The following is a 16,595-nucleotide window of genomic DNA, read 5'->3' on the forward strand; positions in this document are numbered from 1 at the left end:
GTGAGATATATTGATAGAATAATGACAACTCTATTGATACCTCAGTTAGTCCGCCTCTCTTCTTCAATGCTTTGAATTCAGTGACTAATAACTAATGAGTATGGTTAATGCGAGAAAATGCAGTCAAAAACATTATATTTAAGATGCCACATTTCTATGATCTCTGGAGTTCTCAAGCACACTCTTTAAGCTTTAAAAACACACGAAGTGATTACCTTCTCAGTCGTATAATTATACTTTCAACCGTGCTGGGCATACTGCTTATTCTATGGATTCCCTTTGATATTCTCTTTTTAACATCAGATCAAAGTATAAAAATCACGTTTGCTCGATTATTTCTGAGTAGCTTCTTTTTCTTTCTTGCCCTCAATAAGTATCAATTTTACTCATTAAGGCAAATACAACTCTGTATTGCATTACTCACTCTTTCCTTGAGTATTTTTTATCTCTATTGTTTAGCGGTATTGGATTTTCCCGATAGCAACTTGAAATACGGGTATATCTATACTCTACTGCCTATTATTCACGTTGCTGTACTCACCATTTTTCCTGTCACGTTCAAAGAAAGCCTATCTTTGCTTTCTATTACTGCAATAACTCAAATTTTTACCGATTATTATGCAGATCGTTTATTTGCACCAGAATATTTAGCAATCTATTGGCTACAAAGCGTTTTAGCGTTAATGGTGATTTGGTCGCAAGTATCAAAGTTACATATGCTGATGAGGTTGTACCGCCAAGCCATTTTAGACCCATTAACGGGTATTTATAATCGTCGGATGCTCTTACGGCTCGGAAAAAAAAACATGCTAGAGTGCCGTCAAAATGATAAACCTTTTTCTGTATTGCTCTTTGATATTGATAAATTCAAGCGTATTAACGACACCTGGGGGCATAGCGTTGGTGATAAAGTACTAACAGGCTTTACCACTTTCGTGCAAAGTAAAATTCGTAAAACGGATTTGTTTGGCCGCTACGGTGGTGAAGAGTTTATTTTATTCTTGCCCGACTGCCCCTCCAATACAGCAATAAAAATTTCAAATCGAATGCTAACGGCTATTCGTGAGCTAAAACTGCCTATCGACATAGAAAATCAATCACTTAGCATTACGACTTGTATTGGCATTTCAACTTATTCTGAAAACGATACTTTAGCTTCAATGCTCGAACGGGCAGATTTTGCGCTTTATAAATGTAAACACTCAGGTCGAGATTGCAGCCACTTCCATCCTATTGATCTTCAATATGAAAATGATGAACGTCTGAAAATAGCAGAGAAGATATCGATAAATTAATACGTTAAGTCTATTTTTGAATCAAATTTTAAGGACCTGATGGTCCTTTTTTTGTTTTTATCGCTCAAAAATACGCATAACCACGCATAAATGCGCGAACGAAAGCTCGATCACTCATTAGTGTGGTTCAGATCAATTAATAACCTTACATAAAGTGGCATATTTATGCCTATATGATAGGGAATCAAATAGATTCTGTATGAGCTGGTTAAAAACTATAAGCGAAAACGAACATGACTAGTTGGTTAGAAACAGACGTTGTTATTATTGGTGGTGGTGCAACCGGTACAGGCATAATGCGTGACTGTGCACTGCGAGGCATCAAATGTATCTTGGTCGAAAGAGATGATCTAGCATCGGGCACGACGGGTCGTAATCATGGATTACTGCACTCAGGTGCGCGTTATGCAGTAACAGATGAAGAATCTGCACGCGAGTGCATTCAAGAAAACCGTATACTTAAAAATATCGCGCGTCATTGTGTTGAAGACACGCAAGGTTTATTCATCTCCCTACCCGATGATGACCTTGATTTTCAAAAATCATTCCTTACAGCATGTGGCCGAGCAGACATTGATGTTGAGCAGTTAAGCCCTGAAGAAGCTCTTCGCTTAGAGCCAAACTGTAACCCAAATTTAATTGGTGCAGTAAAAGTACCCGACGGCACTATTGACCCATTTCGTCTCGCATCTTCTAATGTATTAGATGCTGTAGAGCATGGTGCACGCTTATTTAATCACACACATGTTACCGGGCTTATCCGTGAAGGGCATGCTGTGCGTGGTGTGCGTTGCTTGAACATGAAAACTGGTGAACATTTTGATATTCGCTCAAAGCAAGTAATCAATGCAGCAGGAATATGGGGACAACAAATCTGCGAATACGGTGATTTGAATATCAAAATGTTCCCTGCAAAAGGATCGCTACTGATCCTTGATTACCGTATCAATAATTTAGTGATTAACCGTTGCCGTAAACCCTCTGATGCCGACATTTTAGTACCGGGCGATACCATTTCACTGATAGGAACAACATCTGAGCGCATTGATTACGACAAGATCGATGACTTACATGTTACCAGCCGCGAAATCGATATTTTGCTTGAAGAAGGGGCAAAACTCGCGCCTATTATGGCAAATACTCGCGTATTACGTGCGTATGCTGGCGTTCGCCCTCTTGTTGCTGTTGATGGCGATACCAGTGGCCGAAACATTAGCCGTGGCATTGTGCTGTTAGATCATGCTGAACGCGATGGTATGGACGGCTTTATAACGATTACAGGCGGTAAGTTAATGACTTATCGCATGATGGCTGAATGGGCAACAGACTTAGTCGCTAAAAAGCTGGGTAACACGCAACCTTGTATCACCCACACCAAGCCTTTACCTGGTTCAGAACAAGCGCAGAAAAAAGTCAAACATACCGCAAGCCTTGCTAAGCCTATTTATCAATCTGCTTACTATCGCCATGGCGAACGTGCGGAAAAATTCTTAAAGAATGATAAAAAAAGCCAAGCCGTTATTTGCGAATGCGAAATGGTAACCAGTGGCGAAGTTGAATACGCCATTAAAGAATTAGACGTACATAACCTTGTCGATTTACGCCGCCGTACCCGCGTAGGTATGGGCCCTTGCCAAGGTGAGCTTTGTTCTTACCGCGCAGCAGGGTTGTTTTCAGAATATGGTCAGAGCTCAGGTACAGAAGCTAGCCATTTACTGAGTGATTTCTTAGAAGAACGCTGGAAAGGCATTAAACCCGTTTTTTGGGGAGATGCATTACGTGAGGCGGAATTCACCTATTGGATTTATGAAGGTTTATTTGGTGTCAGTGATATCCCCGATTCTGATCTACCACCATTACCAACGCCGAACCTAGATACTGACAATTCAACCGCTACACAAACAAATGAGAACAAGAGTGAGGTCGCATCATGAAATTCGATAGCTTAATTATAGGTGGCGGTGTAGCAGGATTAAGTTGTGCGATTCGTTGTGCAGAAGCAGGCATGAAAACAGCAGTGATCGCTGCTGGCCAAAGTGCTCTTCACTTCTCATCAGGCTCTATTGATTTCTTAAGCCGACTTCCAAATGGACAGCCCGTTTATCACCCAATGGCTGCATTCGATGAGTTACAGCAGCAGAGTCCAGAGCATCCCTACTGCAAGCTGGGCAAAAGAAAAGTACAAGAAGCATTAGACTGGTATCAAGAAATGATCAAAGCGCGTGGTATCTATCTTTCTTCACAAGAAGATGAAGCGAACCATCTACGCTTAACCCCAATGGGAACCTTTCGTTCAACCTGGTTATCGCAGCAAACTGTGCATCAATTTCCACTGACTAATACTGCTGGTGAATTAAATCATATCGCATTGGTGACAATCGATGGCTTCCGTGATTTTCAGCCTAAATTAGCGGCTGATAATCTTTCAAAATTAGCGCAATTTAAAGATGTGAAAATAACCACGGCTGCTGTTGAATTGCCTGACTTTGAAGAGATGCAGCGTAACCCTTGTGAATTTCGCTCTATTGATATTTCACGCGTATTACGTGATGAACGCAAATTGCACGCTTTTGCTAAATCAATGATTCAAGCTGTTGGCAAGGCAGACCTTGTAGTATTGCCTGCGGTATTTGGCAACGGCGATGGTGCTGCAATAATCAAATTGCTTGAAGGCTTAACAGGCTTTACGATTTGCGAACTGCCTACCATGCCACCTTCGTTGCTGGGTATTCGTTTAGAAGAAGCCATGAAGTCTCATCTCAAAATGCTGGGTGGAATCATTCTTGTTGGGGATGAAGTTCAACGTGGTGATATTGAAAATGGTGAATTAAAGCGTGTATTTACCCGTAATCATCGTGATATGCCATTAATTGCGGATAACTATTTAATCGCAACAGGCAGTTTCTTTAGCCGTGGTATGGCTGCACAACGTTTAAGTATTGATGAACCTATTTTCAATCTTGATACTGTTGCTATTCCAGATCGAGACCAGTGGTACCAACCTGAATTTTTCACATCAAAAGCGCATCCATTTTTGAAGATGGGCGTGATATGCAATGATCAACTACAGGCTTCTGCTAATAATCAAACTGTTGATAATTTATTCTGCGCTGGCGCACTATTGGCACACTACGATCCCGTGTTTGAAGGGTGTGGCAGTGGCGTTGCAATTAGCACCGGATTCCACGTTGCCGAACAAATGATCAGTAAACATACCGCACACCAAAATCAGAATAATAAAGAAAGGACTGTCGCATGAGCCTTCTGAAGAAAGACACCAGCTTTGACCAATGTATTAAGTGCACCGTGTGTACTGTTTATTGCCCCGTTGCCAAAGCAAACCCTGAATACCCAGGCCCTAAACAATGCGGCCCTGATGGCGAGCGTTTACGCATCAAAAGCCCTGAATTTTATGACGAAACCTTAAAACTGTGTACTAACTGTAAGCGCTGCGAAACGGCATGTCCTTCAGGTGTTAAGATTGGCGACATGATTGCGGTTGCACGTGACGAACATGCAAAAATGCCGTTAAACATTAAAACCATTCGTGATTTTGTACTGAGCCATACTGATTTAATGGGAACAGTTGCAACACCATTCGCACCGATAGTAAACACGATCACCAGCATTAAACCTGTTAAAAAAATCATGCATAAAACCATTGGTGTGCATGACCATAAATCATTACCAAAATATTCACACGGCACGTTCCGCCGCTGGTATAAGCAGAACTGTACCAGTCAGGCATTGTACCCTCAACAAGTACACTACTTTCACGGATGCTTTGTGAATTACAATCACCCACAACTGGGTAAAGATTTCGTAAAAGTAATGAACGCAATGAGTATTGGTGTCCAGTTATTGGATAAAGAAAAATGCTGTGGTGTGCCATTAATTGCGAACGGTTTTTTCGACAAAGCCAAGAAAAATGCCAAACTAAATGTGCGTAATTTTGAAGCTGCGATTGAGAAGTATAATTCATCTATTGTCTCAACGTCTTCAACCTGTTCTTTCACATTGCGTGAAGAATACCCGCATGTATTGAAAGTCGATAATGCCAATGTGGCCGATAAAATTGAATATGTGACCCGTTTTTTACTTAAACAATTCATGAACGGTAATACACCGAAAATGAAGCCGATTAACAAGAAAATCGTCTATCACACACCGTGTCACCTTGAACGTACTGGCGGCAATTTATACACCATCGAACTGTTAAAGATGATCCCAGGTTTAGAGGTTGTCGTGTTAGATAGCCAATGTTGTGGGCTGGCGGGTACCTATGGTTTCAAAACTGAAAACTACGATACCTCGATAGCAATAGGTGAAAGTCTATTTAAGCAAATTCGTCAATCAAATGCAGATTTTGCAATCACAGACTGTGAAACCTGTAAGTGGCAAATTGAAGAAAATACGCAGTTAGAAACCATTCACCCTATTTCATTACTTGCGATGGCAATTCAATAGTCGCCCCTTCCCTTTTTACAACTAGGGCGCTTTCGTGCCCTAGTTCTTCTTCTCAGTTTATACCCAAGCTACCTCAACGAATATCCGAGATAACTTGCGTATAATCATTTTATTAGCAAATTTTCACTCTGATATAAGCATTTCTAAAATATACGCCTATAGTTGAATATTGTTACTCATGAATATACACGATGAAGCACTTTTTTAGCCTTCATGAGCAATACAAATATGGCATGGGAAAATTCGAAATACTTTATTAGCTGAAATTGGTAGTAGCTAATGCATTTATCTCTATAGCGTGATCCCATCGCGTTCACACATCTCTGAGAGTATATGTATGCATGATTCTGTTGCTATTGATAATACAAAACACACAAAAACTCGTCGCTTATTCTCGTTTTTGTCAGTCAAAACAATTAAAGCGAAACTCTACTTCATAACGAGCATATTAATCTTAGGCATGCTGCTATACGGCACACTTGAAACGGTATCATTTCGAAAATTAGATAATCTACAGTTTGCCATGCAAGAAATCACTCGCAGCAGTACAAATTTATTGACACTTCGCCGCTATGAGAAAGATTTTCTTACGCGATTAGATACGCAATACATTGAACGTTTCAACAACGAAACAACCACTTTAAATCAAAGAGTTAAAGGCATTAAATCCATAATTCAACAATATCAGCCTGAATACGGCAATGACCTGCGCATATTACTCGAAAACCTTGAGCAATATGAAATGCAATTTAATGTCATTGCCGACCAGAGCCAGATCATTGGGTTAACCGCCGATGAAGGATTAAGAGGCAATATCACGACATTTGCTAATTCTGCGGAAGAACAACTCTTAATATCAGGAAACGATCACCTCTACCGTATGCTGCTCACTTTACGGTTGAATGAAAAAGATTTTATGCTCTCAATGAATACAGACCATTTTACGACGTTTCAAAATAATATCGACTCTCTTATTGCCGCCATAAAAAATACCGATCTGAGTACTAAACAACAAAATAAATTAATTCGCAGTCTGAATCGTTATGATTTAGTGTTTGATGAACTTGTTGAAGGTTATAGCGTCATTGGTCTTACACCGGATACTGGGCTCTACGGTGATTTGCGAAACATTGTCCATACCGTTGAAAGCCAACTATTGGTGATTGAAACAGAGTTATTAGCCGATATTAATACCATTCAAAAACAAGAAAAGTTAACACTTGCGATTATTGGTATAGCAACAACACTTATCATGGCAACCTTGCTCATCACAATTAGCTTTCACATATCAAAACGACTTGCCAGCGTTAATCAAGTCATGCGTGATATTGCCGAGGGAAATGGTGATTTGACCGTTCGTATGAATGATCATGGTCATGATGAATTAGCGCAACTTAGCGGCTCATTCGATCTCTTTATATCAAAGTTGCAGGCCATTATTTCTAATGTCAGCGATATTTCAACAAAACTCTCTTCCATTTCAGCGCAATCAGAGTTGGCAGTCAGCCACAGTTTAGAGAATGCTCAGCAGCAACAAGCAGAATCATCTTCTGTCGCCACAGCGGTCAACGAATTACTCGCAACCAGTAACGAAATAGCGACCAACATTAGTGATGCAGCACTCACTGCAGAAAAAGTTAAAGCCGATGCTCAAGAGAGCCTAAAAACCAATCAACAAGCTGAAATCTCTATTAAAGGGTTAGTATCAGATATTTCACAGTCTCAAGTATTGACCGAAAAATTAGCGCAAGAAAGCGTTAATATAAACAGCGTGGTTTCAGTCATTCGCGATATTACCGGACAAACCAACCTACTGGCGTTGAATGCAGCTATAGAAGCAGCACGGGCAGGTGAGCATGGCAGAGGGTTCGCGGTTGTAGCAAATGAGGTCCGTGAGTTATCAGAAAAAACCCACAGCTCAACCAAAGAGATTGAACAAACGATTGAAGTATTGCATTCCGGTATAGAGCAAAGTGTTGCCATTATGCAAAAAAGCCAATCACAAACAGACAGTACCGTTCATAAAACCGAAGAAGCTATTGATGCAATGAAGCGTATTGTGTCTTCAATTTCAGAGATCTTTGATAAGAACCTACAGATTGCCACAGCCTCAGAACAGCAAGCGATGGTATCAGCCGAGATAGACCGAAATATTACCCGTATATCCGATCTTGCTATCGACACTGTCACCGCAGTTAATCAATCATCTCAATCAAATCGTGAAGTGTCTTTAATGTCTGAACAACTCAACAAGGTTGTAGGGCAATTTAAGTATTAATTACCCACTCAGCTAAACTCAACTACACCGCAGTGTGTGTACCTTTTAGCACTGCGGCTGTATCTTCTTTTGATTGAGCACGACAATGTAAGTGCCAACATAACAGATAAATCAAGCCATACAGCACCATGCCACCAGCAAGAACACCATGCCAGGCACCATATTGCCAACACGCGATTAAATAGAAGCCACCGACGCTGCCACCAACATAATAATGAACAAGGTATAATGCAGTTGCTGTCGCTTTTGCTGTTTTCGCTTTTTGACTGACCCATGCATACGCCAGTGAATGTGTGAAAAATGCCCCAGAACTAATAAACAATAAACCAATAAGCATTGCGTACAGTGAATCATAAGCCGCAATCCACATGCCGACGGCACTCACCGTTGTACCTAATACCATACCGCTTATCGGGCTGTAGGCTTGGCTCCAGCGGCCACTAAGCTTTGCCGTAATAGTACCGCTGAGATAACAGAGAAAAATCATCGACGCTAAACTGATGGGCAATGAATACGGGGGGGCAACAAGGCGAAAACCCATTACTGTATAAAGGTTAACAAACAACGCAAAGTTCAATCCGCCAATGAGCATAGCCAACCATAATTCTCGTTGTCTTAAATGACCAATTACACTGCGGTTATGTGTACGTAGTTTCCCTTTCTGTGGGGTAAAATATTGCTGTTCTGGTAATAGCCGATTAACCGCCAAAGCGCCCAAGAGACTAAAAATAGCCATACCAATCACTGCCACTTCCCATCCCCAATATTCAGTGACAAAACCGCCGTATAAACGCCCAGTGATCCCCCCTAATGAATTCGCACTAATATAGCCACCGACTGCTAGCATTAATGCTTTTGGGGTAAATTCTTCAGCCATATAAGCCACAGCGACAGCAGCAAAACCCGCCAAGGATATACCCATAGCACCGCGTGCTAACGTTAGCATTAATAGGGAATCAGCTAACAGCATTGCCATACCAACAAACGGCAATAAGAAAAGACTCAGCATCATCACTTTACGACGCCCAATGATCTCTGAACCCACCGCCCATGGCACCAGAGTAAGCGCTAACGTCAGTGTGCCTGCCGCCAATAACCAATTAACCTGAATAGCACTCGCGTTAAACTTGTCAGCCATTAATGGCAACATAGGTTGAAAAAGGTACAAGTTACAAAATACGATAAAAGAGCCTAATGCTAATGCAAAACTCGCACGCCGGTAGGCAGATGTTTTTATTTCAATCATGACAATAGCACTCAGAATATGACGATAAATAACATATCTAGCCATCTATAATGGCATTAACCAAACAGTAGCAATATACTCATAATAAAGAAAATATATAAAAACTATCATCTCGATAATTAAAGGTTATAACCATGAACACTCGCCTGCTCACTTATTTTGTCACACTAGCTGAAACAGAGAACTTCACTCGCGCCGCAAAACGATTGCACATCGCACAGCCAGCATTAAGTGTTGCCATCAAAAAGTTAGAGCAGCAATTAGAATTTCCTTTGTTTCATCGAAATGAACGTAAAATATCACTCACGCATGAAGGCGAGGTTCTGCTCAAACATGCGCGACTTATTTTGCAGCAAATTAACGATGCAAATATTGCAATGGCTGAATTAAAAGGGCTTGAAAAAGGCGAAGTGAAGTTAGGGGTACCTAGTATGTTGGGATCATACTTTTTCCCTGAAATATTAATGGGCTTTAAAAGTCAGTATCCCAACCTAAAACTCACTATCATTGAAGCTGGCACCCAGTCAATTCGTCAAATGCTGTTAGATGGGGAATTAGACCTTGGTGTTATTCATAACGAAGATGTACCAGAACGACTTGAAACTGAACATTTAATCACATCTCAAATGGTTGCAGTGGTCAGTGAAGATCATCACCTTTCTTCACGACAATATATCGACTTTGAAGACTTCTTTAAAGAAGAGTTAGTCATGTTTAAACCAGGATATTTCCATCGTGAATTTATTGATGAAGTGTGCCAAAGCCATCATTTCATTCCAAAAATATCTTTTGAAACAAACTTGCTTCCTATGATTCTGAATATAGTTCGACATAACTTTGCAATATCAGCATTGCTTGAGCTTGTTACAGAACATGAAAAAGGCGTTATTCCTATCCCATTTAAACAACCTGTCTACCTTAACATTGCAATGGCTTGGCGAAGAAATGGGTATTTATCACTGGCTGATAGAGCATTTATCGACTTTGTTAAAAAACAGTGCGGATAAATTATATTATTTACATTTTGTCACTGTTTTTCATAAATCGTTAATGGCAGTTCCCTTAATTTATAGGTGGTTAATGAGCATTTGAACATTAAACCGCCAGCGACTAGAATTAATCATTTTATTACAGCAAGATAGGTATATTTTTTCATATTTGTAGCACAAATTTAACACCCATATTTAAACCCTGCTTTAGATCATAACTTATGACGTTAACTGTCGTGCCCCCCCCCCTTTTTAGGTAAATTACTCACAAACAATATGTAAGAGAATGTTTTTACAAATATACATTTTTTGTTTTTATTTGTGATTGAAATGAACGTTTCCATGTTGTTATTTCATCGTGGCTTGTATGGTCTACACATCATTATACAGGCGCTACAACGATTAAATATTCAACACGATCTCGGTTCTAAAAGCGCAAGCACATCGACAAATTCCCTTTTAGCTTAATCACTAAAAGTCTGTGTGCTTATCGCTAATACCAATCTGGATAAGTAAATGGTCATAACTTTGCATTGATTTAAAGGATTGAATCAACGACTCACAAGACAGCTAACTTACATACCAAAATTTGATTCATCCAATTTTAAAATTTCATTTTAGTTAGAGAGAAAAGCTATGTTAGAACTATTGATTGGCCTGGTGGTTACCATCGCTGTAGGCTATTTCATTGTAAAAAGTTATAAACCTGCTGGCGTATTATTAACCGCTGGTTTGGTGCTACTTATTACTGCAGGTGCTATAGGTCATACAGTACTACCATCATCTATTGCATCAACAGGTAACATACTGACAGATTCACTTGAATTCGTGAAATACATGCTTAAGTACCGTGGCGGCGGTTTAGGTATGCAAATCATGCTTTTATGTGGTTTCGCTTCTTACATGACACACATTGGCGCAAACAATGTTGTGGTTAAGCAGTTTTCTAAGCCCCTTTCGTTCATCAAATCGCCTTATATTCTTTTAGTCGCTGCTTATATCGTAGCTTGTCTAATGTCTTTAGCTGTTAGCTCAGCGACGGGCCTTGGTGTTCTACTAATGGCAACACTATTCCCAATGATGACAGCAATGGGGATTTCCCGCCCTGCCGCTGTGGCAGTGTGTGCATCGCCGGCTGCAATCATTCTTTCACCAACATCTGGTGACGTTGTTGTTGCGGCTGAAAAAGCGGGTATGCCATTACACGTATTTGCTGTTGAAACGGTTCTTCCTGTATCAATTTGTGCAATCATCGTTATGGCTGCCGCGGCATATTTCTGGAATAAATACCTAGATAAAAAAGAAAATACGCCAATGGAAAAGGTCAACATTTCTGAAATGGAAGTGAAAGCCCCTGCGTATTACGCAATCTTGCCTTTCTTACCTATCGTGGGTGTATTCTTATTCAATGGCGAAACAATCAAAGGCCTATCATTAGACATTTACACCATTGTTGTGGCTTCTATCTTCTTAGGTGCAATAGTAGATTTCGTTACCAAACGCTTCAAAGGTAAAGAAACGCTGGAAGATCTAGAATCTTGTTATGTAGGTATGGCTGATGCATTCAAAGGCGTGGTAATGCTGTTAGTTGCTGCCGGCGTATTCGCTCAAGGCCTTATGTCTATCGGTGCTATCGATAATCTAATTGGCCTTGCAGAGGCTGCCGGTGCGGGTGGATTCGCATTGATGATACTTCTAACAGGTCTAACGGTTGCAGCTGCTATTGCGACAGGTTCTGGTAATGCACCTTTCTACGCATTCGTTGAACTAGCGCCAACACTAGCTGGTAAAATGGGTTTAAACCCTGCATTCTTGATTATCCCTATGCTACAGGCTTCTAACCTTGGTCGTACTATTTCACCGGTTTCTGGTGTTATCGTTGCAACATCTGGTATGGGTAAAATCAGCCCATTTGAAGTTGTTAAACGTACGTCGGTTCCTGTTCTTTGTGGCTTAATTACCGTTATTATTGGCACCATGGTTCTTGTACCAATGTACACATAAACATTGTTTGCATAAGCATTGTTTACATAAGCAATGTACGCATAAGCCATAACCAAAGTAACAATCTAAGCCCACATTCTTGTGGGCTTTTTTAATCATCTCGATTCACTTCAATAAACGTACCGCGATTACAAAAAAGGTTACTGTGAATCATCTTTATTTGGGGCTTCTAGACCAATATCATCTTCAGAGTACGCCTTATGGCTTCCATCACAATACGGTTGATTACCGCTTTGTTTGCACTGACATAGCCAACGTTGTTCTGTTTTTTCTGCCGTAAAATATATAGGTTCAAATTCAGTACCTAGGTGTGAATCATCACAAAACGGTTGTGTGTGTGAATAACCACACACACAAAATTGGTATGTTTTACCTTTTTCTAATTGGACAAGCACTGGCTGATTATCCGCAATAATATTATTCGACATACTCCTCCCCTTTACGATAAAGATTGAATATCCCTAATGGAGCATATCTTCACTAAAGCGTGTATGTTTCGCATTAGCCATAATGCTTTTAAAAGCCTCGTGATCTACCTGCAATAGCGTCTGATGATCCCCAGCTTCAATATAGACACCTGCTAAGGTATCAAGAAGGTCATCACACACAACCGTCATATTAAATGCACCGCCAACGGGGGGAATTGCACCGTCTTCACAATCAGCAAACAAATTATATATATCCTTCTCTTTAATCAGTTGATAAGACGCATTAAATTTTTCATTCAATGTGGATATACATATCTTTTTATCTGCGGGTAATACAGCCATGACTTTGTGCCCATCATGATCGACAAGCAAGACTGCTTTTGCGATATTCTTAGGATGAATGCTTGATGCCACAGCAGTGCTTATTGAACCTGTGCTATGAAAGTGAGGAACCGTTTTATACGCAATATTATTTTTGTCTAAGTACTCATTCAATCTAGTAGAAATAGTCATAATGACCTCCAACATTACTCATACACAATAACGTCAATTTAATGTGTAGTAGTAAGGTAAGAATCATGGTCATCTTTTATATCACTACGACACAAAATATATCTGCCAGTCCATCCTAGTTGAGTATAGTTCTGCGTCGATTGTTTAACTAGCTAAGCGACTTCCCAACTCACTAGTCGCACAATGATTAAAACAGAAATACAAGATTGCTATACCCAAGCAGCCTTAAGATGCAGGATTCGGAGTGATATCAGCGTATTTAATTCAAGGAAATAGATATCATTAGTCTTGATTCAACAGATTAATGAAATAGGAAAGGTACAGAGATATTAAATAATGCGTCGGTGGATATAACCATCAGTCATTTCACCGCCAATAAAATCAACAGAGTCAACAACATGCACAATCATTGACGCATGTAATACAACCATTGATATTACGGCTAAACTAAACTTCTTGAACTTAATTAGAGTTGATTCAGAGATTCGACCAGTTTTTACAAGGTAAATTAACACGACCCACTTAAGTAAAGAAAAGATTGCGTACATAAAGCCCTTATTTGTATTGTAGATAGCACCCGCACATTTTACATGATTTCATAAACGAGACAAATCAACGACCAACTCAACATATAGAGTGTAAATCAAACTTAACATGGCCATTTATACCATCCTACATAAGTATTTGATCATTCTTGCTGGTTAAAATAACTTATAACATCGTTATGAATTTTGTAATTAGAGCCACTAGTTATCTGCAATTCACGCCTAGTTATAAGCGATTTTTCCTACGCAATATTATGATCAACGACTTACCTGGAGTGGTATTACTGAACGACTATAATTCCCGCCCCCCAAATTTATCTAAAGTAGAAACCCTAAAACAGCATTCAAGATGCACATTTTTGTACACTCAACTATTGCGCAATAAAACACCATCCATTATGCTAATTCATTATTATTATCAATGAATAACACAAAAGCGCACAATAAAACGCATATATGGAATGTAAACATGAAGAAGAACACGCTAATTGTATTGCTTGCCGGCCTATTTCCAATGCTTAGCATGGCGGAATGCGTCCCAAGTGGAGTGATGGAAAACACCGTATGCGTCGATTCTAACGGGACGGTTCGTACAACATACCAACATGATGAAGAATTCCGTTCGCGGAACAACCTTGACCAACCACGAAAAAATGACCCTCGTGGTAACCCATTAGGCCAGTCAGGTGATAGTGTCGGTTTTACGCTTTGGACGGATGAACCAGAGAACGAATTTGAACTAAATCTTACACCTAAGCATCAAGAAACAATCACCAAAGCGAATGACCCAACACGATCAGTGATGTTATCTGCTGAAACGTGTGATGGATATGCATGCCCTTATCCGTGATGCCTGCTGTACACCGCCCCAATAGGCATCGTCTATTTGTAACGCTTATATTCAGGTTAACTTCAGTTATATAGTTTAACATAGTTAATATGTTGCATATGGTGACTACTCAGAAGTCTCGATGCAATCTTAATCTGCTAGTTACGCACCTATAGAGGCCACTAATTAACCAGTAGATTTTATAAATATGTATGCTGATATAATGGAGAAATCGTAATGAAAAAGTCCCTCATATTACTGTGTTTCTTTTTTTCTAGTTTTACTTATGCAAACTTCAGTGGTGGAAGTACTGTAACTGTTCCCCATATCGTCTGTATGCAAGATGGCAAAATGCTCGGAACGACAGCTATGCCTATAACCGAGTGCAATGAACTCAAAGCCGAACAAGCCAATAAAAAATAATCAACATTTTGCCGTTCACTATAACAAGGCCAGCATATCACTGGCCTTGTTAATCACCTTTTACCATGCCTTATTTATTCTTGTCAGACCACGCATTGCTTGGTGCCTTTTCATGCTTCTTTATCACCCAATAAACGAATTACAATTGATTCAGTATTTAATGTCTTTATCTTGATGTTTTTTGTCTCAATATTTGTAATAGAGCATGCATATTGTCTCTAGAATACTTCCTATCAACTTTGAAGAGGAAGAAACATGAACCGAAAAAATATTAGTATTGAAATTTCAGAAGACCATCCTGCTTATCAGTGGGCGAAGCGCCAGTCTGATTCTGTAAATGCAATGGGCCATATCGGCACCCACATTGATTGTTATACCAAAATACCACTGGAAGCAGCATATACGACACCAATTCACATTATTGACTGCTCGGAAGCAATGCCAACGTTAGCTCAGGTTGAAACGCTTGAACTATCGGGAAAATCATTGATTCTATATACAGGAAACTTTGAAGAGAATGGTTACGGGAATTCAAATTACGGTGCGAAATCTACAGTACTGAATAGTGATGTACTAGATTCGATCCTGAATAGTTCGCCAATGTTTATAGCGATTGATAGCTATGGAATTGGTGCGCATGGAGATGAACATATTTCGTTTGATAAGCGCTGTGAAGAGAATAATTGTTTCGTTATAGAAAACATCTGCCTGAGTAAAGTAATGCTTGATACCTTAGATTCACTGGAGATTAGTTTCGATCCAACCTCTGCCTCAACGGGTAAACGCTGTAACGTTATTGCGCTAGGTAAGGAGGGAGCGGTCTGTGAATTGTAAGATCCTTAATTTGACGTACTTTAACACAAAAACGTTAAGCGTCATTTTAGAAGCCGAAGGTGACTTCGATTTTCTTGCGGGTCAATATGTACTACTTGAGTTAGGGGAGAGTGAAAAATTACCATTTTCAATTGCCAGCTCACCTGAGGGGAACCGCAAGTTTGAACTACATTTAGGCGGCATTTTAAATGATAGCACGTTAGCTAAAAGTGTAGTGTACCTGCAACAGTGCTTTCAAAATGAAGAAAGCGTGATTGTTGAAAGCGCGAAGGGGCATGCTTGGTTGCGTCCTGCTGATGGGAAAATAGTACTGGTTGCAGGAGGTTCAGGTTACACCTATACCCGCAGCCTATTAAAGGAAGCTCTAAAACGTAACCCCGAGAGTGAAATTACTCTCTATTGGGGGTGCCATAGTGAGGCTGATCTTTATGAGCATGGTTATCTTGCTGAATTAGAAGCAGCATACTCTGGCTTTACTTATATTCCTGTAACTGAAGTTAGCCCAAAGAGTGTAGTGGCACGTCAAGGAAGGTTACTCGCTATCGTTTATGAAGATTGCGACTTCAGCACTCTGCCAGATATTTATATCTGCGGGCGCTATGAAATGGTTCAGGTTGCATATTCACACCTTAAAAATAAATGTGAAGGTCGACTAAATATTTATTCAGATGCGTTACCCGCAGCATAAATTTGTTCAGGCACAGTTTAGTGCCTGATTTAATCAACCCATAGCGCAGATGCGAA

At 40.0% G+C, this 16,595-nt stretch carries 15 protein-coding genes; 11 read left to right on the forward strand and 4 right to left on the reverse strand.

The window, feature by feature from the left end; translation table 11 throughout:
• The first annotated feature begins 485 nt into the window (after nucleotides 1-485).
• The 5 genes from C9J47_RS07060 to C9J47_RS07080 all read left to right on the forward strand — a co-directional run bounded on the left by C9J47_RS07060 (nucleotide 486) and on the right by C9J47_RS07080 (nucleotide 8,040).
• Nucleotides 486-1,295 (forward strand): GGDEF domain-containing protein, encoded by an 810-nt coding sequence (locus C9J47_RS07060; RefSeq protein ID WP_170107471.1) that lies wholly within the window; start codon nucleotides 486-488, stop codon nucleotides 1,293-1,295.
• Between the two features lie 233 nt (nucleotides 1,296-1,528).
• Complete coding sequence (glpA, locus tag C9J47_RS07065) at nucleotides 1,529-3,229, forward strand: anaerobic glycerol-3-phosphate dehydrogenase subunit A (RefSeq protein WP_107252889.1); 1,701 nt, start codon at nucleotides 1,529-1,531, stop codon at nucleotides 3,227-3,229.
• Nucleotides 3,226-4,554: a glycerol-3-phosphate dehydrogenase subunit GlpB gene (gene glpB, locus C9J47_RS07070; RefSeq protein ID WP_107252890.1), complete on the forward strand. Its 1,329-nt coding sequence runs from the start codon at nucleotides 3,226-3,228 to the stop codon at nucleotides 4,552-4,554. The genes glpA and glpB overlap by 4 nt, the downstream gene beginning before the upstream one ends.
• On the forward strand, nucleotides 4,551-5,762 hold the full coding sequence (glpC, locus tag C9J47_RS07075) for an anaerobic glycerol-3-phosphate dehydrogenase subunit GlpC (RefSeq protein ID WP_107252891.1): 1,212 nt from the start codon (nucleotides 4,551-4,553) through the stop codon (nucleotides 5,760-5,762). The genes glpB and glpC overlap by 4 nt, the downstream gene beginning before the upstream one ends.
• Before the next feature lie 337 nt (nucleotides 5,763-6,099).
• Complete coding sequence (locus tag C9J47_RS07080) at nucleotides 6,100-8,040, forward strand: methyl-accepting chemotaxis protein (protein ID WP_107252892.1); 1,941 nt, start codon at nucleotides 6,100-6,102, stop codon at nucleotides 8,038-8,040.
• A gap of 22 nt (nucleotides 8,041-8,062) precedes the next feature.
• Here C9J47_RS07080 and C9J47_RS07085 read toward each other — a convergent pair whose 3' ends face one another.
• Entirely contained in the window at nucleotides 8,063-9,286 is a 1,224-nt protein-coding gene (locus tag C9J47_RS07085; protein ID WP_107253452.1) for an MFS transporter, read from the reverse strand.
• A 134-nt stretch (nucleotides 9,287-9,420) separates the two neighbouring features.
• Between C9J47_RS07085 and C9J47_RS07090 the strand changes: the two genes are divergently transcribed.
• Together C9J47_RS07090 and dcuC are read left to right on the forward strand one after the other, a co-directional pair.
• Nucleotides 9,421-10,293 (forward strand): LysR family transcriptional regulator, encoded by an 873-nt coding sequence (locus C9J47_RS07090; protein WP_107252893.1) that lies wholly within the window; start codon nucleotides 9,421-9,423, stop codon nucleotides 10,291-10,293.
• A gap of 618 nt (nucleotides 10,294-10,911) precedes the next feature.
• Nucleotides 10,912-12,279 carry an anaerobic C4-dicarboxylate transporter DcuC gene (gene dcuC / locus C9J47_RS07095; protein WP_107252894.1) on the forward strand — a complete coding sequence of 456 codons (1,368 nt, stop codon included), beginning with the start codon at nucleotides 10,912-10,914 and terminating at the stop codon, nucleotides 12,277-12,279.
• 140 nt (nucleotides 12,280-12,419) lie between these two features.
• On the opposite strand, the gene C9J47_RS07100 is transcribed toward dcuC, so the two are convergent.
• From C9J47_RS07100 to C9J47_RS07110, 3 genes are all read right to left on the reverse strand, one after another.
• A complete protein-coding gene (locus C9J47_RS07100) occupies nucleotides 12,420-12,707 on the reverse strand; it encodes a CDGSH iron-sulfur domain-containing protein (protein ID WP_107243954.1) in 288 nt (95 codons plus the stop codon).
• 33 nt (nucleotides 12,708-12,740) lie between these two features.
• Nucleotides 12,741-13,220 carry an aminoacyl-tRNA deacylase gene (locus C9J47_RS07105; RefSeq protein ID WP_107252895.1) on the reverse strand — a complete coding sequence of 160 codons (480 nt, stop codon included), beginning with the start codon at nucleotides 13,218-13,220 and terminating at the stop codon, nucleotides 12,741-12,743.
• Nucleotides 13,221-13,549: 329 nt separating this feature from the next.
• The gene (locus C9J47_RS07110; RefSeq protein ID WP_107252896.1) at nucleotides 13,550-13,768 is read right to left on the reverse strand and encodes a hypothetical protein; all 219 of its coding nucleotides are present in this window, start codon (nucleotides 13,766-13,768) and stop codon (nucleotides 13,550-13,552) included.
• Nucleotides 13,769-14,234: 466 nt separating this feature from the next.
• Here C9J47_RS07110 and C9J47_RS07115 point away from each other — a divergent pair, with 466 nt between their 5' ends.
• From C9J47_RS07115 to C9J47_RS07130, 4 genes are all read left to right on the forward strand, one after another.
• Nucleotides 14,235-14,615, forward strand: coding sequence for a hypothetical protein (locus tag C9J47_RS07115; protein WP_107252897.1), 381 nt, complete (start codon nucleotides 14,235-14,237; stop codon nucleotides 14,613-14,615).
• 216 nt (nucleotides 14,616-14,831) lie between these two features.
• The gene (locus C9J47_RS07120) at nucleotides 14,832-15,017 is read left to right on the forward strand and encodes a hypothetical protein (RefSeq protein ID WP_107252898.1); all 186 of its coding nucleotides are present in this window, start codon (nucleotides 14,832-14,834) and stop codon (nucleotides 15,015-15,017) included.
• A gap of 255 nt (nucleotides 15,018-15,272) precedes the next feature.
• A complete protein-coding gene (locus tag C9J47_RS07125; protein WP_107252899.1) occupies nucleotides 15,273-15,851 on the forward strand; it encodes a cyclase family protein in 579 nt (192 codons plus the stop codon).
• A complete protein-coding gene (locus C9J47_RS07130; RefSeq protein ID WP_107252900.1) occupies nucleotides 15,841-16,539 on the forward strand; it encodes a ferredoxin reductase domain-containing protein in 699 nt (232 codons plus the stop codon). Before C9J47_RS07125 ends, C9J47_RS07130 begins: the two co-directional genes overlap by 11 nt.
• The last annotated feature ends 56 nt before the right edge of the window (nucleotides 16,540-16,595 follow it).

This window comes from Photobacterium indicum, assembly GCF_003026215.1.
Classification (GTDB): Bacteria; Pseudomonadota; Gammaproteobacteria; order Enterobacterales; family Vibrionaceae; genus Photobacterium; species Photobacterium indicum.